19 protein-coding genes are annotated in these 24594 nt (G+C 36.1%); 11 read left to right on the top strand and 8 right to left on the bottom strand.

Translation table 11 applies throughout. From position 1 onward, the window contains the following. Positions 1 to 342 precede the first annotated feature (342 nt). The 8 genes from LV89_RS08845 (at position 343) to LV89_RS08880 (ending at position 11585) form a co-directional block, all read left to right on the top strand. Positions 343 to 2667, top strand: coding sequence for a TonB-dependent receptor (locus tag LV89_RS08845; protein WP_109742521.1), 2325 nt, complete (start codon positions 343 to 345; stop codon positions 2665 to 2667). 69 nt (positions 2668 to 2736) lie between these two features. After that, positions 2737 to 3372: an OmpW family outer membrane protein gene (locus LV89_RS08850; RefSeq protein WP_109742522.1), complete on the top strand. Its 636-nt coding sequence runs from the start codon at positions 2737 to 2739 to the stop codon at positions 3370 to 3372. Between the two features lie 477 nt (positions 3373 to 3849). Beyond that, positions 3850 to 6684 carry a TonB-dependent receptor gene (locus LV89_RS08855; RefSeq protein ID WP_109742559.1) on the top strand — a complete coding sequence of 945 codons (2835 nt, stop codon included), beginning with the start codon at positions 3850 to 3852 and terminating at the stop codon, positions 6682 to 6684. Between the two features lie 140 nt (positions 6685 to 6824). Beyond that, entirely contained in the window at positions 6825 to 8564 is a 1740-nt protein-coding gene (locus LV89_RS08860; protein ID WP_109742523.1) for a beta-helix domain-containing protein, read from the top strand. Positions 8565 to 8658: 94 nt separating this feature from the next. After that, a complete protein-coding gene (locus LV89_RS08865) occupies positions 8659 to 9207 on the top strand; it encodes a hypothetical protein (protein WP_109742524.1) in 549 nt (182 codons plus the stop codon). 236 nt (positions 9208 to 9443) lie between these two features. Next, entirely contained in the window at positions 9444 to 10019 is a 576-nt protein-coding gene (locus tag LV89_RS08870) for a DNA-3-methyladenine glycosylase I (protein ID WP_109742525.1), read from the top strand. Between the two features lie 87 nt (positions 10020 to 10106). After that, on the top strand, positions 10107 to 10838 hold the full coding sequence (locus tag LV89_RS08875) for a polyprenol monophosphomannose synthase (protein WP_109742526.1): 732 nt from the start codon (positions 10107 to 10109) through the stop codon (positions 10836 to 10838). A gap of 204 nt (positions 10839 to 11042) precedes the next feature. Further along, entirely contained in the window at positions 11043 to 11585 is a 543-nt protein-coding gene (locus LV89_RS08880; RefSeq protein WP_109742527.1) for a CopD family protein, read from the top strand. Positions 11586 to 11867: 282 nt separating this feature from the next. Here LV89_RS08880 and dxs read toward each other — a convergent pair whose 3' ends face one another. From dxs to cysS, 4 genes are all read right to left on the bottom strand, one after another. Continuing rightward, entirely contained in the window at positions 11868 to 13829 is a 1962-nt protein-coding gene (gene dxs / locus LV89_RS08885) for a 1-deoxy-D-xylulose-5-phosphate synthase (RefSeq protein ID WP_109742528.1), read from the bottom strand. A 364-nt stretch (positions 13830 to 14193) separates the two neighbouring features. Next, positions 14194 to 15105, bottom strand: coding sequence for a rhomboid family intramembrane serine protease (locus LV89_RS08890; RefSeq protein ID WP_109742529.1), 912 nt, complete (start codon positions 15103 to 15105; stop codon positions 14194 to 14196). Between the two features lie 125 nt (positions 15106 to 15230). Continuing rightward, positions 15231 to 16022 carry a rhomboid family intramembrane serine protease gene (locus tag LV89_RS08895; protein ID WP_109742530.1) on the bottom strand — a complete coding sequence of 264 codons (792 nt, stop codon included), beginning with the start codon at positions 16020 to 16022 and terminating at the stop codon, positions 15231 to 15233. Positions 16023 to 16107: 85 nt separating this feature from the next. Next, entirely contained in the window at positions 16108 to 17598 is a 1491-nt protein-coding gene (cysS, locus tag LV89_RS08900; protein ID WP_109742531.1) for a cysteine--tRNA ligase, read from the bottom strand. A 481-nt stretch (positions 17599 to 18079) separates the two neighbouring features. Between cysS and LV89_RS08905 the strand changes: the two genes are divergently transcribed. Continuing rightward, the gene (locus LV89_RS08905) at positions 18080 to 19255 is read left to right on the top strand and encodes a GNAT family N-acetyltransferase (RefSeq protein ID WP_109742532.1); all 1176 of its coding nucleotides are present in this window, start codon (positions 18080 to 18082) and stop codon (positions 19253 to 19255) included. A 59-nt stretch (positions 19256 to 19314) separates the two neighbouring features. Then, on the top strand, positions 19315 to 19725 hold the full coding sequence (locus LV89_RS08910; RefSeq protein WP_109742533.1) for a DUF4296 domain-containing protein: 411 nt from the start codon (positions 19315 to 19317) through the stop codon (positions 19723 to 19725). Between the two features lie 51 nt (positions 19726 to 19776). On the opposite strand, the gene LV89_RS08915 is transcribed toward LV89_RS08910, so the two are convergent. From LV89_RS08915 to LV89_RS08930, 4 genes are all read right to left on the bottom strand, one after another. Further along, the gene (locus LV89_RS08915) at positions 19777 to 20781 is read right to left on the bottom strand and encodes a Gfo/Idh/MocA family oxidoreductase (RefSeq protein ID WP_109742534.1); all 1005 of its coding nucleotides are present in this window, start codon (positions 20779 to 20781) and stop codon (positions 19777 to 19779) included. A gap of 255 nt (positions 20782 to 21036) precedes the next feature. Continuing rightward, the gene (locus LV89_RS08920; protein WP_109742535.1) at positions 21037 to 21243 is read right to left on the bottom strand and encodes a tautomerase family protein; all 207 of its coding nucleotides are present in this window, start codon (positions 21241 to 21243) and stop codon (positions 21037 to 21039) included. 149 nt (positions 21244 to 21392) lie between these two features. Beyond that, on the bottom strand, positions 21393 to 22661 hold the full coding sequence (ilvA, locus tag LV89_RS08925) for a threonine ammonia-lyase (protein WP_109742560.1): 1269 nt from the start codon (positions 22659 to 22661) through the stop codon (positions 21393 to 21395). A 180-nt stretch (positions 22662 to 22841) separates the two neighbouring features. Beyond that, positions 22842 to 23276, bottom strand: coding sequence for a hypothetical protein (locus LV89_RS08930; protein ID WP_109742536.1), 435 nt, complete (start codon positions 23274 to 23276; stop codon positions 22842 to 22844). 371 nt (positions 23277 to 23647) lie between these two features. Here LV89_RS08930 and LV89_RS08935 point away from each other — a divergent pair, with 371 nt between their 5' ends. Continuing rightward, positions 23648 to 24550 (top strand): hypothetical protein, encoded by a 903-nt coding sequence (locus tag LV89_RS08935; protein ID WP_109742537.1) that lies wholly within the window; start codon positions 23648 to 23650, stop codon positions 24548 to 24550. The last annotated feature ends 44 nt before the right edge of the window (positions 24551 to 24594 follow it).

Raw genomic sequence — 24594 nt, forward strand, 5'->3', positions numbered from 1 at the left:
CTTTGTTGGTGATTTGTTTAACAAATATATGATATTGTTAAACGAAAATGCAACTTTTAATTGTCATTTTTTTTAATTTATTTTTCCTTGATAATTTAAATTTATTGTTTTTGATAAATTTATTGCTTTTTTGACCTCTGTGGATACTTTTTTTGCTTGTTGTTACTTTGTTTATATTTTTATAACTTTTGTTAAACATTATTGAAATTGCTTTTTGTTTAACTAATTCTTCTTTTGAGGTAAACATTGTGTTGGTTGATTATTATCTGCAATAATGTTGCATAAATTAAGATTTCTTGTGAAAATCTGCGTAAATTGCGGTCTAAAACTTCGTCGGAATTCGTGAAAAAAATTAGTATCATAATTACGTTATTTTTGGGTGCTTGGTTGCCAATATTGGCACAAAAGACTTCTTGTATTTGTTCGTTGAAAGGCGTTGTGCATGAAAAAGATATTCATCAAGCCGTTGCGGGAGCGGTTATCTATATTAAAGGGACAAATATTTCCACTTTTGCCGATGGCAATGGAAGATATAATTTCAAAAACTTATGTCAAGGACAATACACTTTGATTTGCCAAGCAGTTGGTTTTCAGAAAGTTGAGATTGTTGTTAATTTAACACAAGAACATAACGAAGATTTTTCTTTGGAAGACAAAGACGAACACTTGCAAGAAGTGGTTGTGGCAGGGAAAAAGATTGAAACGCTAACCCAAACCAGAACTACGCTCGACGGACAAGCTCTTGAACAAACTCGTGGACAAAGTTTAGGGGAATCTCTCAAAGCCATTACAGGTGTAACTTCCTTGCAAACAGGAAGCTCTATTTCAAAACCAATTATTCATGGAATGCACTCCAATCGAGTTTTGATTTTGAATAATGGAATCAGACAGGAAGGACAACAATGGGGGAGTGAACACGCTCCCGAAATAGACCCATTTGTTGCCAAAAAACTAACCGTTGTGAAAGGTGCGGCAGGTGTTAGATACGGCTCAGATGCTATTGCAGGCGTTATTATGGTTGAGCCAGACCCATTGCCAGATTCTGCGAAAATTCATGGAGAAATAAATGCAGTAGGTTTGAGTAATGGAAAAATGAGCGTTTTTTCGGGAATTCTTGAAGGTGGATTTCCTAAAATTCAAGGTTTGTCTTGGCGTTTGCAGGGTACGTACAAGCGTGGGGGAGACATCAAAACGGCTGATTATTATATGCTGAATACAGGCGTGCAAGAACGGAATATTTCGGCAGCGGTAGGGTATAAAAAACAACATTTCGGAACGGAATTATTCTTTAGTTATTTCGATACGCAATTGGGAATTTTCACGGGTTCGCACATTGGGAATTTGACTGATTTGCAAAATGCCATTCAGAATACAAGACCTAATGAAATTTATACGCCTGTTGAATCGAGTTATGACATTAACCGCCCGAATCAAGATTTAGCTCATAATTTATTCAAAATCAAAAGTTTTATCATTGCTGAAAATCTTGGAAAATGGTCGCTAACGCTGAGTCGGCAGTACGATTGGCGTTTAGAATATGATGCTCCACGTGGTAATAAAGCCCTCAATACACTCAATTTTAAACTCACGACTTACACAGGAGAATTATTGTTAGACCATAAACCGATTTTCAAAAATATCAGCGGTTCGGTGGGAGTGAGTGGTTTGTATCAAGAAAATCTTTCTTCTGCTTATGAACTACGTAAACCTCTGATAAATACCGTTTTGATTCCTAATTATCAGGTAATTAGCGGTGGTGTTTTCGTGATAGAACGTTATCTTAAACAGAAATGGGAATTTGAAACGGGACTACGTTATGATTTCAGAAATGCACAGGCTTTTGGCTTGAGTCCTTCGGGTGTGTATTTTGATAATACTTTCAATTTTGGCAATTTTTCTGCAACCTTGGGGGCAAATTATTCTCTTAATGATGCTCTGAGTTTTAAACTTAATGTAGCCAATGCGTGGCGTTCTCCGAATATGAATGAATTGTTTTCAGATGGTGTGCATCACGGAGCAGCGGCTTATGAAAAAGGAAATATTAACCTAAAGCCAGAAGTTGCTCATAATTTTTCGTTAACTACTAATTTTGAAAAAGAGAAAATTGCCATTGAATTAACGGCTTATTTGAACTATATCAATGATTTTATTTATCTAAGACCACGCATTGAAAACGGTATTCCACAAACAGTTTTGACGGTACGTGGGGCTTTCCCAGCCTTTGATTATACCCAAGTTGATGCCCGTTTTGCAGGAGTAGATTTGTCGATTAATTATCTGATAACGAATCGTTTATCTATCAATGAAAAATATTCAATTATTCGAGCAAAAGATATTTTAAATGATGTTTTTATGGTTAATATTCCTGCTGACCGTTTAGAAAGTACTTTGAAATATTCGTTCAAGAAATATGATTCCTTTGTAAGTATTGGCAATCAATTAGTTGCTCAACAAACCCGTGTGGAAGACAAAAGCGATTTTGCACCGCCACCGCCCGCATATAGTATTTGGAGAATAGATGCGGGCATGAAAATTCAGAAAATCAGTTTAGGTTTAACAGTTAGTAATGCTTTTAATTTATCATATCGAGAATATTTGAATCGCTTTAGATATTTTACCGATGAAATGGGTAGAAACGTGACGCTGAGATTGAAATATGTATTTTAAAAAGTCTTTCAGTAAAATTTACTAATTTAGCTTTTCGTTAAACAGGTTCATAAATCAATATCCAAAAATATGTCTTTGAGATTCTATACAGTTTTAATATCAATCATTTTATTAAACGTTTCACGAGTGTTTTCTCAACAGACAACCGTCGGTCATTTTACTTTAGGACTCCAAACTGGGGTTTTGATGCCTTTGGGAGCTAATAAAGGAATTGCTTCAGAGCAAATGGGAATTAGCAATGCGTTGACCTTTAAGTATTTTCCGAGCGACTATTTTGCGATGGGAATGACCATTGGTATGATGAATAATCATTTTATGGCACAGACAAAAGCCAATAATGTATCAATAACGCAAGTTCCGTTAACTTTTGATTTTGAATGGTACCCGACGGATTGGGTTGTGAAGCCTTATGTGGGAATGGGAGCTGGATTGACTTTTTTTTCGGTAAAACCTGTTGGCGGACTCATCAATACTTTAAAAGAAATACCTGATACTTACACAACACCGGGATATTTATTAACAGGAAAAGCAGGATTGTCGTATCAATTAAGCGACCGTTTTAGTCTTACTGGTGAAGGAAAATATTTTATGATTGCCGAACCTGGCGAAGCATTTCTTTGGCAACAAAATGACGGAACGGTATATCGTCAATTCTCCAATAAAGCCACTTTCACTTTAGGAATCCATTATCATTTTGATGAATAGGGTTTTTATTTTTAGGTATGAATTATGAGTTATGAGTTATGAGGTCGTAGGTATGAATTATGAATTATGAATTATGAATTATGAGTTATGAATTATGAGTTATGAATTATGAGTTATGAATTATGAATTATGAGTTATGAATTATGAATTATGAGTTATGAGTTATGAATTATGAGTTATGAATTATGAGTTATAAGGCAGACATTACTACATACCCCATAACTACTTACGACCCCATACCTCATACCTCATAATTCATACCTACGACCTCATACCTAAAAAATACCCCATACCTACGACCTCATACCTCATAATTCATACCTCATAATTCATACCTACTACCTCATACCTAAAAAAAACTCCAAACTCCTCTTCTTAACATTACGGTAACATAAGCATAATCTAAGCATAATGAACCCGTAACATTGGGGTTAAATAGCCACTCTAATTTTGTAGCATCAAAAAACCAATATGATGATGCAAAAGTTACTGAGTACAATTTTAGTTTTAATCGCTTCTATTTCATTCGCTTTCGCCCAAGAGGGTACAATCAGAGGAACAATCAAAGACGCTAAATCAAAAGAAGATTTAGTAGGAGCAACAGTCTTTCTTGAAGGACATAATAAAGGCGGTGCTGCCGATATTAACGGATTCTTCTCTTTAAGTCGCTTACCAGTAGGTACTTACAAATTAAAAATCTCATTCGTAGGATATAAATCTAAATTTATTGAAAATGTAAAGGTTCTTGCAGACCAAGTTACAGAAATCAATACATCACTTGACGAAGAAGGTTCGACACTTAATGAAGTTAAAGTTGTTGGTCAGAAATTAACAAATACAGAGGTTTCGGTAATTTCAGAAATTAAAGCAGCTCAACAAATTGTAAGTGGTATTTCTGCGGCTCAAATCGGTAAAACACTTGACCGTAACGCTGCTGAGGTAGTAAAACGTGTTCCGGGAGTTACTATTTTTGGAGAACGTTTTATTAACATTCGTGGTCTTAATGAGCGTTATAATACCGTTTTATTAAACAACGCTTTTGCTCCAAGTATGGAAGCAGACGTTCGTTCATTCTCATTTGACGTTATTCCGTCAGCACAAATCGACCGTATTTTAGTATTCAAATCTCCTGCAGCCGAATTGCCAGGTGAATTTGCAGGTGGTGTTGTAAAAATCTTCACAAAAAGTATTCCTGACAATAATTATTTCACCATTGACATTAGCGGAGGTTCTCGTGAAGGAACAACAGGTAAAGAAATGTTGCAACCACAAAGAGGTAAAAACTACTTATTAGGTTTTAACAACGGATTTGCAGACTTACCTAAATATTTCCCTACAACGGCGGGTTTAAAACAAATTGCTACGTCAAATCCAGTTGCCTTGACTCAGGCAGGACAATTATTACGTAATACTTGGACGCCAACATCAACTACTGCACTTCCAGATTTACGTATGACGCTTACAGGTGCATACAAATTCATTGATAACGACGGGATTAAATTAGCCAACGTAACGGCGGTAAATTATAGCAACACGAACTCAATCTTTGAAATGTTGAGAAGTGATTTCGGATATACAGCGGGTTCAAGTAGTGAAATTTCAATTAATGAAGATACAAAGTTTAGAGACTTGCAATATAACAATGCCATTCGTTTGGGTATTCTTCATAACTGGGCATTGAAAATCAACGATAAACATACATTTGAGTTCAAAAACCTTTTCAACCAAATGAGCAATGCTCAGTATGTAAACAGAAATGGATTTGAAAACGGTGGAACTTGGAATATTCGTTCTTTAGACCAAATTTTTAGAGGAATTTATACAGGTCAGGTTTTGGGTCGTCATAAATTAAACGATGATAAAACTTTAGTTGACTGGGTGGTAGCTTATAACAAAACTTACCGTGACCAACCTGATTACAAACGTTTCAGATATTCAACCGATAATGGTTCAGAGCCAAGTTTGTTAGTACCATTTGGGGCAGCACAAACAGTAAACTTAGGTAGAACAAATATCTTACTTGATGAAAAAGCATTGATGGGAGGTTTCAATGTGGTTCAGAAATTGACCCTTGTGAAAGGTGCAACGAAAGAAAATAATAAAGAATTAGAATTGAAATTTGGGGGCTTCTACGAAAACAAAGACCGTTCTTTCAATGCTCGTAACTTAGGTTTTGTTCGTGCAAACGGTTCATTATTTGATGTTGGAAATTTGCCAATCGACCAAATTTTTGCTCAACAAAATATCAATTTAACTAACGGTGTCAAAATTGATGAGCAAACAAACGCTTCAGATTCATACTCGGCAAGTAATAACCAAATTGCTTTTTACGCATCAGGAAACTATTCTTTCACGAAAAAATTGAATTTGATTGCAGGATTACGTATAGAGAAAAACGTTCAGAAATTGAATAGTTATGACATCAGTAAAAATGCTCCTGTAAACTATAATCGTGACATTACGAATATTTTACCTTCAGCAAACTTGACCTACAATTTCTCTGAAAAATCATTGTTACGTTTTGCTTATGGAAAAACAGTAAACCGTCCTGAATTCCGTGAAATTGCTCCATTCTCTTTCTATGATTTTGTGAATAACCGTGTAATTACAGGTAATTCAAATCTTGAAAATGCTCAGATTGATAATGCTGATTTCCGTTATGAGTTCTATCCAACACCTTCTGAAATTATATCGGTTGCGGCTTTCTATAAGTACTTTAAAACACCAATTGAAGTTGTTTTTGACGGTGTGAATAACAACAACATCAGTTTTAGTAATGCAGAAAGTGCTTTCAGTACAGGTATCGAATTAGAGGTTAGAAAATCATTGGATAAATTGACCGATTCTAAATTCTTGAATAAAATCAATTTGGTATTCAACGGTGCATTTATTTATAGCCGTGTGAAATTTAATGCAAGCACGATTAACCAATCTGATAATCGCCCATTACAAGGACAATCTCCATACATTATCAATGCAGGGATTAACTACAACGATACGAAGAAAAACACACAAGTTAGTTTATTATTCAACGTAATCGGAAAACGTATTTATGCAGTAGGTAACTCATTTGCAGCAGGTTATCCAGACTGGTACGAAATGCCACGTAATGTATTAGACTTAACTTTCTCGAAAGAAGTTTATAAAAACTTAATCGTGAAAGGTGGTATCACAGATATTCTGAATAACAGAAACTTGATTCTTCAAGACGGAAATAGAGACGGTAATTTCAGTAGCGACTCAGACCAAACAATCCAGTCTTATTCTCCGGGTAGAGTTTATTCTTTGGGTGTAGTTTATACAATCCGTTAATAGAAAGACTTAAAATTTGATAAGAATTTAGAGAGAATCAAGAAAGAATACGCTGTTCAGTAAATCGGTTAAAACATTTGTACAAATAAAATAAACATTATTTCACTTTAATATATTATAAACTATTCATTTCGAAACTCATGAAATCTATCAAAATTATTGCTCTGTTACTTTCGGTAATAACAATGTTTCAGGCTTGTAAAGACGATACTCCAGCAATTGTGCCAATTCCAACAATCACAACAAGCGGAACTTTATCGGGAATTCCAGGAGCAACCGTTCAAATCAAAGCATCAATTAATGCTCCAGGTGGCGTAAAAGCAATTACAGTTTTGAAAAATGGTTCTGCTTTTGATTCTCAAACTGGAACTGGACAAACAACACTTGACTATACTAAAGATTACGTTATTGAGTCACTTGCAGCTAACTCGGTAGTTAATTTTACCATTCAAGTAACTGATAACAATAACCAAGTTTCTTCTTTAACTACTATTCCAGTAACAGTTTCTGCAATTCCTGCTCCAACAGTAGTTACAGTTTCGGGTAATTTAGAAGGAAACATTACTTGGACGGCTGACAAAATCTATAAATTGAGTGGTTTTGTTCGTTTAGGTACAGAAGCAGTATTTGGAACGGTTACCAAAACAGCTACTTTGACAATCCAACCGGGTACAGTTATTATCGGTGAACGTGCTACAAAAGGTACTTTAGTGGTTCAAAGAGGAAGTAAATTAATTGCAGAAGGTACAGCAGCGAAACCAATCGTGTTTACCTCTGAGCGTGCAGCAGGTGAGCGTGAACCGGGTGACTGGGGTGGCATTGTAATCTGTGGTAAAGCAATCAACAACTTACCAGATGCTCAAGCAAACCGTGAATTAGAAGGTGCTTATGGTGCATTCCACGGAGGTACAGATAACGCTGATAACTCTGGTTCTTTAAAGTATGTTCGTGTTGAATTTGCAGGTATTCCAATCAACCCTAACCAAGAAGTAAACTCATTCACTTTTGGTTCAGTAGGAGCAGGTACAACGTTAGAATATTTACAAGCTACTTTTGGATTAGATGATTCATTTGAATGGTTTGGTGGAAATGTAAACGCTAAATATTTGGTAGCTTACAAAGGTTTAGATGATGATTTTGATGTTGATAATGGTTTCTCTGGAAATATTCAATACGGAATTGGTATTCGTGGAGCTACTCAAGCAGATATTTCTGGTTCAAACGGATTTGAGGTTGATAATGATGCTGCTGGTTCTTCAAACACACCATTTACTTCGGCTACATTTGCCAATATGTCTATCATCGGACCAAAAGGAAGTTTGATTACAATTAGTTCTCAATTCCAAAATGGAGCTCAATTACGTCGTAACAGTAAATTGAAAATCTATAACACGGTAATTACGGGTTATCCAAACGGTGTTTATATTGATAGCCAAAGAGGTGATGCAAAAGGTAATGCTGCCAAAGGAGATATTACGCTTCAAAACGTTATCGTAGCTGGTTTAGACAAATGGGGTACAAATGGTTTCGGACAAGGAGATGCTAACTTACCACGTGGTTTCGGTATCGTTGATAACGAACAATCTACGGCTGCTCCAGCCATCTTGATTGGTACTCAAAAGCCTTCAGAATGGTTCGTTGCTCAAACTGGAAACAAATTATTGGATAATACTTCAACGCTTGGTTTAAGTTCTTCTTTATGGTCAACGGGTCGTCCTACATTTATTTTAGGTGCAACTTCTACACTAAAAGGAGTGAACTTACCAACAACTTTACCTGCCTTCTTTACAAAAACAACTTTCGCAGGTGCATTTAATGATACAGACTGGACACTTGGTTGGACGGAATTTAATCCACAAACAACTGTTTACGTGAAATAGATTAGGGTTTAGGAGTTAGGTTTTAGGTAATCGAATTGGATAATTTCAACTGAAGCCTAAAACCCAACTCCTGCCACCTCAAATAACTACCAATATGAAAACGATACTTTTAGGCTTACTCATTACATTAACGCTCATTTCCTGTCAATCTAATAATAACGACTTTGACAATTATTTTTCTAAAAGTCAACAAGATAGCCTCTTAACCAATATTGTTACTTACCTCTATTTACCTGCTCCAGAAGCAACCAATACAACAAAATTTCAACCTCAGTTTAGAGGTTTTTACGCCAAAAATACTCCCAATTTTAAACTACAAAAGTATTACCAAGCAGAAAATGGCTGGAATTACTTTTTCCTGATTCGCCCAGTTGGTTCAAGCTCAGCTTTTAAAAGAGGGGTTTTAGGAAAATTCAAATTAGCCCCCAATTCATTCATGCCAACAGCATTTGAGGAGGTTGCCAATACACCACATTTAGCAGAGGAAGTTGTGAAAGAACGTGGTAATTATTTATTTCAAGAATTGATAAAAAACGGGAATTTAGACAAACAAACTCCTATGAAACAATATATAGAATGGCCAGATGAACATTTGGCTTATGATAGAAAAACAAATCAGTGGATTACTATAAAACCGTACTAAAGATTTCCTCCTTGCCTCGGCAGGGAGAAAGTCCAAACGGATTTTCATATTGGTGTAATAAAGCAAAAGCCGAGATTTATAGTCTCGGCTTTTCTGTTTCTTTAACTTTTCAGAGCAATAAATAATATTTTGAGTGTGTAGTCTTGTTAGAAACTAAACTTTTAAGTTTTCGGAATACTTTGATAGCATACTCCATAAATGCCACTTAAATTTGTAATAGGTAAACAGCACTTTATATGACTATCAAAAAAGAAAATATAACCCGTTGCCAATGGGCTGGGAATGATGAACTTTATATAAAATATCATGATGAAGAATGGGGCGTTCCACTTTATGATGATGATAAATTATTTGAGTTTTTGATTCTCGAAGGCTTTCAAGCAGGATTGAGTTGGATAACCATTTTGAGAAAAAGAGAGAGCTTTAGGAAAGCATTTGACAATTTCGAAGCCTTAAAAATTGTTAAATATGACGCCCAAAAGGTAGAAGAACTCATGCAAGACGCAGGCATCATCAGAAATCGTTTGAAGATAGAAGGAACAATTACCAACGCTCGGATATTTCTCGAAATTCAACAAGAATATGGAAGCTTTAGAGAATATATTTGGCAATTTGTGGGAGGGCAACCCATTGTAAATCAAAGGAGTAGTTTAGGAAGTGTACCTGCAAGAACTGATATTTCAGATGCTATGAGTAAAACCCTTAAAAAAAGAGGATTCAAGTTTATAGGTACTACAATTTGCTACGCATTTATGCAGGCAACAGGTATGGTAAATGACCACATAGTAAATTGTATCTGTTATAACCGATAAGCAATCCTATAAAATTGGCTTTGCTTTTGTAACTTTGTATAAAAGAAAGATGGTAAGTATTCATCTTCTCAAAAAAACTAAAATTAAATGAATTCACGTATCGTCATCATTCCTACTTATAACGAAATAGAAAATATAGAAGCCATTATACGTAAAGTGATGAGCCTTGAACCTTCTTTTGATTTATTGATTGTGGATGATGGTTCTCCTGATGGAACAGGAAAAAAAGTTAAAGAATTACAAACAGAATTTGGTACAAATCGTTTACACCTACAAGAACGTAAAGGCAAATTAGGCTTAGGAACTGCCTATATTCATGGATTTAAATATGCTTTAGGATTAAACTACGAGTATATTTTTGAAATGGATGCAGATTTTTCACATAATCCAGATGATTTAGTGAAACTTTATAATGCCTGTGCAAACGACGGTGCTGATATGGCAATTGGCTCAAGATATATTCACGGTGTTAATGTAGTGAACTGGCCAATGAGTCGTGTTTTAATGTCATATTTTGCAGGATATTATGTGCGTTTCATTACGGGTATTCCTGTAAAAGATGTAACGGCAGGTTTTAAATGCTACACGGCAAAAGTATTGAGAACTATCAATTTAGATACCATTAAGTTTGTTGGTTATGCCTTCCAAGTAGAGATGAAATTTACCACTTGGAAATACGGCTTCAAGATTGTAGAAGTGCCAATTATCTTTACAGACCGTACCAAAGGACAATCAAAAATGTCTGCCAATATCTTCCGTGAAGCTATTTTAGGTGTCATTCAGATGAAATTGAATAGCTTTTTCAAAAAATATAAGTGAAGTTTATGAGTTTAGCGTTTATGAGTAAAAAAGGAATATTCTTTATTCAGTTATAGAGTACGACATAACGTATCAGAATATATTTTGGAATTATGTTGTTTAGATTAGACAACTATCAAAAAGTTGTCTAATCTAATTCCAATACGTCATGTCGTTGTCTATAACACTCATAAACTCATCAACACATAAACTTATAAACTCAAAATGACTTACGAACACATCAAAGCCATTCATATTATCTTCGTAACCAGTTGGTTTGCAGGACTTTTCTATTTGCCACGCCTATTTGTATATCATACAGAAGCCAACGAGAAGCCCGATTTAGAGCGTACTATCATTCAAGAGCAATTCAAGAAAATGGAGAAAATCCTTTTCAATGCGATTATGGTTCCTGCTATGTGGCTGACGATAATTTCGGGAGTGACAATGGTTTATTGGACTTGGTGGGATTCTTTCGCAGCTCACGGTTGGCTACACATCAAATTGAGTTTTGTGGTTGGACTAATTATCTATCATTTTTATTGTAGAAAATTAATCTTAGAATTACGTCAAGATAAATTTAGATTTACAGGTTTTCAGCTAAGACTATTCAACGAAATTGCTACGGTTTTCCTTTTTGCTATCGTGTTTTTAGTAGTGTTAAAAAATGCAGTAGATTGGATTTGGGGTATTTTAGGACTAATTCTTTTTGCTGTAATCATTATGTCAGCGGTGAGAATTGTGAAGAAAATTCGGGAGAAGAAGTAAGCTGAAATCGTAAACTAAAATTAGACCACAGATTGTACTGATTCAACGGATTTACACGGAAAATTAAAGAAAAATGATAACTCCGTTATGGGGAAAAATGTAGTAGTTTCGAAATCATTAACCGAACAATAAAGGGTTTGTCTCAACACAAACGAAAGACCACTGATTGAACGGATTATACTGATTTTCGCTGATTTTTCTTTATCTGCTGTGTAAATCAGTATAATCCGTTTCATCAGTGGTCTAAATTTGTCTGTGACAAATAGTTTATAGTTCTGATTATTAATTCAACACCAACTTCACATCTTCTGTTTTTTGCTGAATTTTCTTTGTTCCTAAAATCGCTCTAACAGCTTCTGCAATTCCTTCTGGGTCGAAACCACATTCACGATGAAGTTCAATTTGTTCGCCATGTTCAACAATTCTATCAGGAATGCCCAAACGTTTTATTTGTGCCGAATAATTATGGTCTAACATAAATTCTGCAACTGCCGAACCAAATCCGCCTTGAATACAACCATCTTCAACGGTAATTACTTTATCATAATTTTGGAAGATTTCATGTAACATCACTTCGTCCAAAGGCTTCACAAAACGCATATCATAATGAGCTGGATTGATGCCTTCTTTTTCGAGGATTTTACAAGTTTCAACGGCATAATTTCCAATGTGTCCGAGTGTTAAAATAGCTACATTTTCACCGTCTTTTATCTTTCTACCTTTTCCAATTTCCATTTTCTCAAATGGAGTTCTCCACTCAGGCATAACGCCTTCTCCACGTGGGTATCTGATAGAAATACACTGTTTTAAATCTTTAAAATCATCTTGCGAAACTGTAAACATAATATCACGCAACTCCTTTTCATTCATCGGAGAAAATACAATCATATTCGGAATACAACGCATATACGCAAGGTCATAAGCCCCATGATGCGTTGGTCCATCCGCACCTGCAAAACCCGCACGGTCGAGACAGAAAATTACGGGTAATTCTTGAATCGCTACGTCGTGTACTACTTGGTCGTAAGCACGTTGCATAAAAGAAGAATAAATATTACAGAAAACTGTCAAGCCTTGCGTTGCCATTCCTGCCGAAAAAGTCACGGCGTGTTGTTCAGCAATACCTACGTCAAAAGCACGGTCAGGCATGGTTTTCATCATGATATTCAAGGAACTTCCCGAAGGCATAGCAGGAGTAACACCCATAATTTTGGAGTTTTTTTCTGCTAATTCTACAATAGTATTTCCAAAAACATCTTGGTACTTTGGAGGCTGTGGAGTGGTGAAAACCTTTTTCTTGATTTCCCCTGTGATTTTGTCAAATTTTCCGGGAGCGTGCCAAAGTGTTTGGTCTTTTTCGGCAAGTGCGTAACCTTTCCCTTTGGTGGTAATACAATGAAGAATTTTTGGACCGGGAATGTCTTTCAAATCATTCAAAACCGTTACCATATATTCTACGTCATGCCCGTCGATAGGACCAAAATAACGAAGATTTAATGACTCAAATAAGTTACTTTGATTTAATAAAGTTGCTTTCAGTCCATTTTCAATTTTGGAAACAATATCTTGGGCTGATTTTCCGAATTTAGACATCTTCCCCAACAAATTCCAAACTTCGTCTTTCACACGATTGTACGTATGAGAAGTGGTAATATCGGTCAAATATTCTTTTAAAGCCCCTACATTAGGGTCAATTGCCATGCAGTTATCATTCAAGATAATAATCATGTTGTTGGGAATATCTCCCGCATGATTCATGGCTTCAAATGCCATACCTGCTGTCATTGAACCATCGCCAATTACGGCAACGTGTTGACGATTTTTTTCACCTTTATATTGAGATGCTACTGACATACCCAAAGCTGCCGAAATCGAAGTCGATGAGTGTCCAACGCCAAAAGCATCGTATTTACTTTCTTTGCGTTTTGGGAAACCCGAAATACCTCCGTAAAGACGATTTGTATGGAATACATCACGTCGTCCTGTTAATATTTTATGTCCATAAGCCTGATGTCCAACGTCCCAAACCAAATTATCGGTAGGCGTATTGAAAACATAATGTAGAGCCACTGATAACTCAACCACACCCAAAGAAGCCCCAAAATGTCCTCCAAAAACAGAAACATCATCAATAATATATTGACGAAGTTCATCACAAATTTGGATTAATTCCGAGCGGTCTCTGTTTCTTAAATCCTCAGGGGAGTTAATTTGAGCCAATATTTTGCCAGGAGTGATTTTCATGAGTTTCAATTGTCGAAAAGTGTAAAGATATAACTACAAAGTTTTCAAAATGTTTGTAATGAACCTGTTTAAACTTTCTGTTTTGAGAAGAAATTTGAATCATTTTGAACCTGTTATTTCAATATTTGAAGCCCCAGTGGAACTGCATAGCAGAGCTACGTTGAGAAAATATTGGATTAGCAGATTAAAAATGAACAGGTTTATACCGAAACAGAAAGTTTAAACAGGTTCAATAAATATCTATCGGTAAAGATGCTAAGAATCTTTCGACAAATTTACATAAATTTTTTGAGGTTCTTACAAAGCAAAACGGTCAAGCGTTTTGAGCTTAACCGTTTTGCTTTTGTAAGTATCAATTTTACCGTTATTTCTGTGACGCTTTAAATAATTTCTGTTTTTCTTCTTTGGTTAAACTTTCGTAACCTGAGCGAGATATTTTATCTAAAATCTCATCTACTTCATCATCGTCTGGATAGCCTCCACCAACGCCCGCAGGAGAACTACTATAAGTTGATTCTTTCTGACGATAAGCAACTTTGATGGTTGGTTTTTCGGTACGTTTAAAAATATTTTGGAAGAAATCAAAAATGGCATCAAGTGGTGTTCCCCAGTCTCTACCTGCTTGCAATTGTTTTACGTATAAATATCCTAAAAAAGCACCGCCTAAGTGAACAATTCCTCCGCCTGCATTTGTACCAATAGCTCCTGCCAATGAAATCAAGAAGAAGAAAAAGGCGATGTATTTAATCCGAACTGGTCCAATCAAAAACAAAAAGAAAGTGTAATCAGGCATTAAGGTAGCGGCTGCAAAAACAATAGCCATGACACTTCCAGATGCACCAATAATAGTTGTATTGATTGCTCCTTGATAATACGGAATGAAATTAAAAGAAAGTAATGCTAAAATTCCACCAAATAACGCACCAAGAATGTATAAATTTATTAATCTACGACTACCTAAAAACTCTTGAATAATTGCCCCAAACCAATATAACATTAACATATTGGGCAGAAGGTGAGCAATTGGATTTACCGAATGAAAGAATGCGTAAGTAAGTATTGTCCAAGGGCGAAAAAGAAACGTTCCCATCGCTGGTGTGAGGCTGAAATATGAAAGTGCATTTTCAAAAACATCGGGTTTTTTGAAAAACACCGTTAATGTTATCAAACACAATAACATGACCACATACACCGCCACATTCAGCCAAATTAACTGAATTAAACCGTTGTTACGCTTGGCGAAAGCGTCTTTGAAGTCATCTAAAATCCCACTCATATTTTTAGTTGTGATTTGTGAATTACGATTGGTGATTTTTAAACCAATTTATAAATATAAATTATCATCAGTTATTCTGATAACGTTTTGATTAATAAAAAGTTACCATATTTGTAAATATAATTTTAATAAAAATTATTCCTTTGATTTCCCCAGAATTTTATTAAAATGAAAGCAAAAATCATGCCTCCAATATGGGCAAAATGTGCTACATTATCACCGGGCATTTTGTGTATGCCCGCATAAATTTCATAAAGTGCATAGAAAGTTACAAAATATTTGGCTTTAATCGGAACAGGTATTGGGAAAAGCATTAATTCTGTGTTTGGAAATAAAATAGCAAAGCCTGCCATGACGCCAAAAACAGCTCCTGATGCACCAATCATCGGTGTATTTAAAACACTTTTCAAACTTTCTTCAATCACAAATACTGATTCTTTCAATGAAACGTTGCCTGTATTTTCTAATAAACCATACACATTTGATGGAATTCCTTCAGAATAAAACTTTTGAATAAGGCTTTCAAATTGCTTAAAATCTGGATTTTGAATGTATGCTTCTGACGCCGCCTGCAAAGCACTGATGTCGTAATATTTTAACCCCATATACAACAAGCCAGCTCCAATACCCGTACCAAGATAAAAAGCTAAAAAGCGTTTTTCTCCCCAAAACATTTCTAAAATTGGTCCTAAGAAAAACAGACCTAACATATTTCCAAAAATATGCCCAATCCCTGAATGCACAAACATATACGTTACTAACTGAATGGGATTGAATTGTTCCGAAGAAAAATAGTGCAAACCAAACAGCGAGACAATCATTCTATCATATTGTGGATTAATAGATTGAACGATGAATACAATAACGTTTATAGCAATTATTGCCCGAATAATGGGCGTGATACTGGGTGTTCTCATTTTTTAGGGGTTGGGGGTTGGGGTTTAGGATTTAGGGAGGTACATTGTAACTAACCCCTAAAACCCAAAACCTAACACCTTTTATCTATTCTTCATAAGCCCAATCAATACGGGTTTTCATGTCTTTGATTACTAAACCATTGGCTTTGAAATATCCTCTGATTTCATCGACTTTATCGTATTGCTTAGCTTCTTTATATTCTTTGTATAATGATAACATTCCTTTGGCAAAAGCCTCAACGGAAGTGCTTTGCTCTTCAACGATTCCTAAAACGCCTTCGATAATTAAGACAAATTTCTCTTTTAAAAGGTTGAAAGTAGCTTCACCAATTTGAGCTGTTTGTACTTGCCCCATATACAATTGATTGATTTTTTTCACGAGATTGAACAAACCTGCAATGGTTACTGCGGTGTTCATATCATCGTTTAAGCCATCATAACATCCTTGAATACCTTTCTCAATTTCGGCAACTTGTTTCTCATCAATAACGATAGAATCATCAGCAACGTATTCCAAATTTTTAATAATTCTCAATCCGTTGATTAAACGTTTGTAGCCTTTTTGAGCTGCTTTCAAGGCATCATTTGAGAAATCAAGCGTACTTCTGTATTGCGACTGCAACATGAAGAAACGAACTGTCATTGGGCTATATGGTTGCTCTAATAGCGGATGAGAACCAGCAAAAAGCTCGGCAGGTAAGAACGAATTACCTAAGGATTTTGACATTTTTTGTCCGTTCACTGTAAGCATATTTGAGTGCATCCAATAACGTACAGGTTCACGGTCGTTTGCTCCTTTTGCTTGGGCAATTTCACATTCATGGTGAGGGAATTTTAAGTCCATCCCTCCTCCGTGAATATCAAAGCTATCTCCTAAGTATTTGGTACTCATGCAAGTACATTCTAAATGCCAGCCTGGGAAACCTTCGCCCCAAGGAGAATTCCAACGCATGATGTGTTCGGGAGCGGCTTTTTTCCAAAGAGCAAAATCAAGTGGACTGCGTTTTTCGCCAACACCGTCTAAATCACGAGTTTCGGTTAATAAATCGTCCAAAATTCTACCCGAAAGTTTACCATATTCACCGCCTTGTTCGTTGTATTTGGCAATGTCAAAATAAACAGAACCGTTTGATTCATAAGCTAAACCTTTATTGATAAGGGTTTGAGTCGTTTCGATTTGCTCAACGATGTGTCCCGTTGCAGAAGGTTCAATGCTTGGAGGCAAGAAATTAAATTGCTCTAAAACTTTATGAAAATCGTTGGTATAACGTTGTACAATTTCCATTGGTTCGAGTTGCTCTAACTTCGCCATTTTCCCGATTTTGTCTTCGCCTTCATCGCCATCACCCACCAAGTGACCCACGTCGGTAATATTTCGTACATAACGCACTTTATAGCCGAGGTGCATCAAATAACGATACAACACATCGAAAGTCATGAAAGTACGGACGTTTCCTAAATGAACATAATTATAAACAGTTGGCCCACAAACGTAAATACCCACGTGAGGGGCGTTTAGAGGGGTAAACAATTCTTTTTCTCGGCTGAGGGTATTGTATATTTTTAAAGGTTGCATTTATTCGTTTATTTGATATTTTTCTTTTATATAATTGATAAATTCTTCTACCATTAGTAAGGCTTTTATGTTTGACTGCTGTCATTGCGAGGCACGAAGCAATCCGTATGATTGATGAAATGGTATTGGAAAATCTTATCTCGTGAGTGGGCAGATTGCTTCGTGCCTCGCAATGACAGTAATCATAACATTTTAAGACATTCATCAAAGGTATCTAATGCTAAGTTTAAAGTATCTTTAATATTCTCATTCATGGTTTCCGTAAAATCTTTAATGACAAGTGCTTTATCAACCATCGTGATAAGATTTGGTTTCTTCTACAAAACTAATAAAAGTATAACGGAATGAGATATTTTTCGTTCCAAAATACGTGTTTATGAAAAAAGGCTTAACGACAACCACATTAATTGTACTTAGTTACTTTTTCCTCAATTCTCTCAAAATCCCCTATCTTTACTAAAAAATTAAACAAGAAACCACAATGACCATTTTAGAAGTCGCTGACGATAAAAAATTACAACAAGAATTCCTTTTATTACCCGTAAAACTGTACGAACAAGACACTAATTGGATTCGTCCGCTTGACCAAGATGTTGAGAATACGTTTAATCCGAATAAGAATAAATACTTCAAACATGGTGAAGCTATCCGTTGGATTTTACAAAACGAATCTGGCGAAACTATCGGTCGTGTAGCGGCTTTTATCAATCATGAAACTGCCACAAAAGAGGAACAACCAACAGGCGGAATGGGCTTTTTTGAATGTATTGAAGATGAAAAAGCCGCTTTTTTATTATTTGATACTTGTAAAAATTGGTTGACATCTAAAGGCATGGAAGCAATGGATGGGCCAATTAACTTTGGCGAACGTGATGCTTTTTGGGGCTTAATGACCAAAGGTTGGCAATACGAGCCAACTTATAAAATGGCTTGGACGAAACAATATTACATTCCATTTTTCGAGAATTATGGTTTCAAAGATTATTTCCAACAATACGTTTATGTTTCGCCAATCAGAGCGGCAACCGTAGCAGACACCGTTGAAGAAAAGGCAAAAAAGGTTTATGCCAATCCAGATTATGATTTCAGACATATTGAAAAGCGTAAGTTAGAAAAATACGGAGAAGATTTCAGAACGGTTTTTAATGAAGGTTGGGCGAAATTTCCGGGGGTAAAAGCCATGAGTTCGGAGCAGGCACAAAGTTTAGTAAAAACCATGAAGCCAATCATTGACGAACAACTCACATGGTTTGCCTACGCAGGCGAGCGTCCGATTGCTTTCTTTATTGTTATTCCAGACATCAACCAAATTGTAAAACATCTTGATGGAAAATTTGGACTTTGGCAAAAACTAAAATTTTGGCTTTTGTTACAACGTGGCGTAGTTACTCGTACTTGCGGAATGATTTTCGGGGTTGTGCCAGATTTTCAAGGAAAAGGGATTGAATCTGCCATTGCTTTGCGTTTCCGTCAGGCTGGACGAGACAATCCACATTATCAATACGAAACAATTGACATGAATTGGGTGGGCGATTTTAACCCCAAAATGAACCGTTTTGTGTCGCAATTAGGAACAACACGTGACAAAGAATATATCACTTACCGTTTCCTTTTTGATAGAACCAAAGAATTTAAACGTTGTCCAAGAGTGGGATAGTATTTCTTAAAAATCCTTAATAATATAAAATCTACCCAAATTCGCCGTAAATTTGAATTATGAGATTTAGAATACTTTTACTTTTATTAGGGCTAACCGCTTGTGAATCTGACGATAAACCCAATGATTTAATAGCAGAAGATAAAATGGCAGTCATTTTATCGGATATTCACGTACTGGAGTCGCAGGTGAATGATATGCACATTAGCAATACTGATTCAGCCCTTTTTATTTATCAAAAATTAAAAGTGAAAGCGTTGAAAAAATACAATATTGATACGGCAAATTTTAATATGAGTTTGAGGTATTATATTACCAATCCAGCATCGTTGAAGAATGTGTATGTTGATGTAAAAAGACTTTTAGAAGAAAAAAAGAAGAAAATACCAACAATTAAAGCAAAGCAGTATAGTAAAAAACAGCCTGTTGATAGTATAAAAAGGATTTCTGCAAGATATAAATTGCCGTAACACAGACTTTAGTCTGTATGTTAATCATCGACATACAGACTAAAGTCTGTGTTACGCTCTCACTTTTTCAATAATCTTGATTTGCTCTAAAACCTCTTCAGGCTTAATAATCAATTCTTTACCATCGACAATTACATCGTGTAAATTTTGGAATAATAATGACCAATTCCCCGTCAAAGTTTCAACAGTTCCTCTAATTCCCAAGCCATTCATATCAGCATTCAAAATGCCAACTTGAGAACTTGGTTCAACGCCAAAACCTGCGTCATTTGGCTGTAAACCTGCTTTTAGGTGGTCTTCTTGCACATCAATTCCGTATTTTACGAACGAGCCTTTTGTACCATGAATAATATATCTTGGAGAATCTTCACGAACCAATAAACTCGACCTCAACGTAACTTTCAATTTGCCATAGTCCAAACGAATATCAAAAGCATCTTCAATTTCAGAACCTTCTCTTTGCGTGAAAGATTGTCCCCAAACGCTTTGCGGAGAACCAAAAAGGACAATAGCTTGGTCGATAATGTGAGCTCCTAAATCGTATAAAATTCCGTTGGCAGGACTAACCGTTTCTTTCCATTTTTTAGGATTCAAAACGGGTTTGAAGCGATTGAAATGTGCTTCAAAGTTTAAAATTTCGCCCAATAAACCATCATCAATAATTTTTTTGACCGTCATAAAATCACTATCAAAACGGCGATTTTGGAAGATTGTTAATAATTTCCCTGTTTCTTTTCCTAACGCAATGAGTTCTTCGGCTTCTTCGATAGTTGCGGTAAATGGTTTTTCTACCAAAACATTTTTACCTGCCAATAACGTTTTTTTTGCATACTCAAAATGCGTTGAATTGGGCGAACAAATACTTACCAAGTCGATAGAATCATCTGCCAAAACTTCGTCTAAACTTTTGGCAACATTGACATTCGGAAAATATTCCTTTGGATTTTGACTATTAGAAACAATAGTTTTAAGATTGAAATTTGGATTAGTTTCAAAAAAGGGAGCTTGTAAATATCTTCCCGATAAACCAAAACCAATAAGAGCGACGTTGAGCATGATTTTTTTATTTTGTAATCCGATGTTGGACGGCACTCCGTCTCTGCATCGGAATGTTATTAACTATATAAGTAGGCTGGCTGCCTGTTAATGTAGTAACTCGCAAGATGCGAGCTACTGAGCGGGAATAAGACTAAAATTGAAAATTTCTACTCTTACTATTTTTGTAACTCGATGCTTCTGCATCGGAATATATTTACGTTCGATGCGGAAGCATCGGGTTACATTTCTTGCCCTTGTGTTAGCAGTTCATAGTTATTTCTGATTGTTCAATTCTTCTTTTATTTTTTGTACACTAACACCTCCAACAGCAATATCTTCGTCTGGTTTTTCATTTATCGTTATAAAAAACAAATGTTTGGGTATTCCTGTAATTTCTACTGAAATGTCTGTCAGTTGTGTTATGAGTTTTTCTTTTACTTCTTTTGTTAATTTTCCTGCTGTAAATTCAATTATTGGCATATTTCAGAAAGTTGTTTTGCGTAAGCATACACACCAAACGGCTTTATAATAATCATGCTCAGTGCGTTGCTTTCGTTAATGTTGTTAATTTTTTGTAGCCTGATGCTTCCGCATCGGAATATAATTGCGTCCGATGCGGAAGCATCGGCTTACACCAATACCGAAAACAAATCGGGTTGTTCGTTAAGTTCTTGGTAAACAATGTTTTCTGCTTTCATTCTGTCAATGAGGGCAGCGTAATCTTCTCTGGTCTTTAGTTCTATTCCTAATAAAACGGGTCCTGATTCTCGACTGGTTTTCTTCTGATATTCAAAGAAAGTAATGTCGTCGTCTGGTCCTAAAACGTTATTCAAAAAGTTGCGTAATGCTCCTGCACGTTGTGGAAAACGCACCATAAAATAGTGTTTTAACCCTTCGTAAAGCAAAGAACGTTCTTTGATTTCTTCGGTGCGAGTGATGTCGTTATTCCCCCCAGAAACTAAACAAACTACATTTTTACCTTTAATTTGGTCTTTCATAAAATCCAAAGCCGCAATGGTCAAAGCTCCTGCGGGTTCGGCTACGATGGCAGATTCGTTGTATAGTTCCAAAATGGTAGTACAAACTTTCCCTTCGGGAACAATGATGATGTCGTCCAAATTTTTCTGACAAATGGCAAACGGAATTTCGCCTACTTTTCCCACAGCCGCACCATCTACAAATTTGTCGATTTTCTCTAAACCCACTACATGACCCGCATCAATACTCGCCTTCATAGACGCCGCACCAGCAGGCTCAACGCCAATAATTTTGGTATGTGGCGATAACTGTTTGAAAACCGTAGAAATCCCCGCAGAAACGCCTCCGCCACCAATGGCAAGGAATAAATAATCAATTTTTATATCAGCATCTCTAAAAATCTCCAGTCCGACGGTAGCCTGTCCCGTAATAACATCAATATCATCAAATGCCGACACAAAAGTAGCGTGATGTTCTTCACAATATTGTTTGGCAGCTTTGGCGGCATCATCGTAAGTATCACCCACCATCATAATTTCGATGTCGTCTTTACCAAACATTTTTACCTGCTTTATTTTCTGATTTGGCGTGGTTGTAGGCATAAAAATCGCTCCTTTTACGCCCATTTTATGGCAAGCATACGCCAATCCTTGTGCATGGTTTCCCGCAGAAGCACACACAACCCCTTTGTCGAGTTCAGCTTTTGAAAGCCTAACCATTTTATTATACGCACCTCTTATTTTGTAAGAACGGACAATTTGTAGGTCTTCTCTTTTCAAGAAAATATTTGCCTCATAACGCTCCGAAAGGATTAAATTTTCCATCAAAGGCGTGTGTACGGCTATGCCTCTCAACTTTTCGGCAGCTTCGTAGATGCTTTCTAAAGTTGGGGCAACGATTGTTTTTGTTTTATTGCTCATGAAGTGTTTGTGTTTTGAAGTTCGAGGTTTCAAGGTCGATGTTTGATATTTTGTAGGGGCGTATCGCATACGCCCATTTCCTGACAATGTGGACATATCGCATACGCCCATTTCCTGACAATGTGAACGTATCGCATACATCCCTACATATCTTTTAATACATAATACTGAATCGAAAAATTATTCCAAAATTATCTTCCCGTCACGGTCGATGTTTGTTCTTTTATCGAAATGGAAATCATAAAAACCTGCATCTCCCGACCGTGCATCAATTTTTACGGTACTTCTGCCCATTTCTAAACCTTGATTGTCGTAAGCTTTTGCTAATACTTTACCTTTAAATTTTTTAGAGAAAATCAAATAAACGCTTAGAAGATTGTCTGTGCCACCGTCTTTGTCGCTTTTGAGAGAGACTTTTCCGTTGGTAATTCCTTTATTGATAAGGGCATCGGTATAAGTTAAATTGATGGCACGTGCTTTTTTTACACCTGTTTCAATCCCTTTTACCATCGAACCTGCGGTTTCGCCAATTTTTTCGGTAGAGTTACTTAATTTGTCACAAGATGAAACAATAATTGATAAAGCTAAAGAGCTGATAGTTAATGCCTTTTTCATTGATATTGATTTATGAATTGTTAGTTCAAATTTAGTGAAAATTACTCGAACAATTCATCTACTCATGATGTTTCAACCTTTTGTGTTTGATGGCACACCATCTTTTTTTGAGATGATAAAATCAGCTTAAATATTATCTAAACAACCATTTAATCAATTGTCACCGATATTGTTTGAATTTCCCAATAATGTTTATACTTTTATTAAATTCTTCTAAGTAGCACTTCGATAATATCCTCAGTCTGAGGGAGCATTTTGCTTACCACACTTTGTATTTGAAATATATGATTTTGTTAAACATTGGGCTATTCTCTTCCTGATTTGTATGGGAGTTAGCATTTATATTTTCACAACTTTAAACAATTTCAATCATGAAAAAATCAAACTTCTTACGTTTGCTAATAGGAGCAAGCGTTGCCGCCATGACAGTTTGGGCTTGCCAGACCAATGATTTAACTACTCCAAGTACTCCCAATTCCGACTCAAAAGTATCAAGTGCCAAAGTGTTAGTTTGTCCTTCTGTATATGCTTTAGTTTTGTTAGGAAGTGCAGGTTCACCTGTTCCTGCGGGTTTTCCATCATACATTTATAAAGTTGACCCTTGTGCATCTCCTGTTGGTTTTGCTCCTGTTTCGCAAATTAAAATTGCAGGTACTCCTGTATATTCTGTAACAGGTATTTGTGATATGCCAGGCGTGGCAGATATGGCTTGGGCGGTTACTGGGGTGAACTCTAATTTTCCTCAAAAACTGCTTAAAGTTCAAATTTCAACGGGTATTGCTTCAGTGGTAAATACCACTACTGCCCCATTGCAAGATATTGAAAATTATGGAACAACGGGACTTTTCGTTGCCATCAAAGAAGGAACTTCTCAATTATTGAAAGTGGCAGTTCCGAGTGGTGCAACAACGGTTTTTGCTCCTGCTGGTCCAACGGCACAATACAATGGTTTAACGGTAGTTGGTACAAAATTTCAAGCAATTTCGGGTTTGACAAATCTCATTTGTAGTCCTAATTCTGGAGATATTTTTGAATATCCAAATACAGGAGGAGCATATACAGGGAAATATTCGTATAAAAATTTGCCTGCTAATAGTATCTGGACGATGAAAGAATTGGGTTTCTATTTTGATAATTGTTGTGGTAAACGATGGATGGTGGGTAGCTCTTCGAATATCCTTTCTCATAATTTGAATATTACGGCTTGTCTTCCGTCAAGTCCTGTAATGTTGCTACAAACTCGTCCTATTTACGATTTCATGGCAAAACCGTAAGGATAGAACTTAATGTTTTAGATTGGGGTTTAGTTTATATATGC

Origin of the sequence: Arcicella aurantiaca, assembly GCF_003148625.1 — a bacterium.
Classification (GTDB): Bacteria; Bacteroidota; Bacteroidia; order Cytophagales; family Spirosomataceae; genus Arcicella; species Arcicella aurantiaca.

Bases quoted from the DNA above. Each gene is read 5' to 3' on its own strand.
- LV89_RS08850 (WP_109742522.1), top strand. From the start codon at position 2,737: ATGTCTTTGAGATTCTATACAGTTTTAATATCAATCATTTTATTAAAC.
- LV89_RS08855 (WP_109742559.1), top strand. From the start codon at position 3,850: ATGCAAAAGTTACTGAGTACAATTTTAGTTTTAATCGCTTCTATTTCA.
- LV89_RS08860 (WP_109742523.1), top strand. From the start codon at position 6,825: ATGAAATCTATCAAAATTATTGCTCTGTTACTTTCGGTAATAACAATG.
- LV89_RS08865 (WP_109742524.1), top strand. From the start codon at position 8,659: ATGAAAACGATACTTTTAGGCTTACTCATTACATTAACGCTCATTTCC.
- LV89_RS08870 (WP_109742525.1), top strand. From the start codon at position 9,444: ATGACTATCAAAAAAGAAAATATAACCCGTTGCCAATGGGCTGGGAAT.
- LV89_RS08875 (WP_109742526.1), top strand. From the start codon at position 10,107: ATGAATTCACGTATCGTCATCATTCCTACTTATAACGAAATAGAAAAT.
- LV89_RS08880 (WP_109742527.1), top strand. From the start codon at position 11,043: ATGACTTACGAACACATCAAAGCCATTCATATTATCTTCGTAACCAGT.
- dxs (WP_109742528.1), bottom strand. From the start codon at position 13,829: ATGAAAATCACTCCTGGCAAAATATTGGCTCAAATTAACTCCCCTGAG.
- LV89_RS08890 (WP_109742529.1), bottom strand. From the start codon at position 15,105: ATGAGTGGGATTTTAGATGACTTCAAAGACGCTTTCGCCAAGCGTAAC.
- LV89_RS08895 (WP_109742530.1), bottom strand. From the start codon at position 16,022: ATGAGAACACCCAGTATCACGCCCATTATTCGGGCAATAATTGCTATA.
- cysS (WP_109742531.1), bottom strand. From the start codon at position 17,598: ATGCAACCTTTAAAAATATACAATACCCTCAGCCGAGAAAAAGAATTG.
- LV89_RS08905 (WP_109742532.1), top strand. From the start codon at position 18,080: ATGACCATTTTAGAAGTCGCTGACGATAAAAAATTACAACAAGAATTC.
- LV89_RS08910 (WP_109742533.1), top strand. From the start codon at position 19,315: ATGAGATTTAGAATACTTTTACTTTTATTAGGGCTAACCGCTTGTGAA.
- LV89_RS08915 (WP_109742534.1), bottom strand. From the start codon at position 20,781: ATGCTCAACGTCGCTCTTATTGGTTTTGGTTTATCGGGAAGATATTTA.
- LV89_RS08920 (WP_109742535.1), bottom strand. From the start codon at position 21,243: ATGCCAATAATTGAATTTACAGCAGGAAAATTAACAAAAGAAGTAAAA.
- ilvA (WP_109742560.1), bottom strand. From the start codon at position 22,661: ATGAGCAATAAAACAAAAACAATCGTTGCCCCAACTTTAGAAAGCATC.
- LV89_RS08930 (WP_109742536.1), bottom strand. From the start codon at position 23,276: ATGAAAAAGGCATTAACTATCAGCTCTTTAGCTTTATCAATTATTGTT.
- LV89_RS08935 (WP_109742537.1), top strand. From the start codon at position 23,648: ATGAAAAAATCAAACTTCTTACGTTTGCTAATAGGAGCAAGCGTTGCC.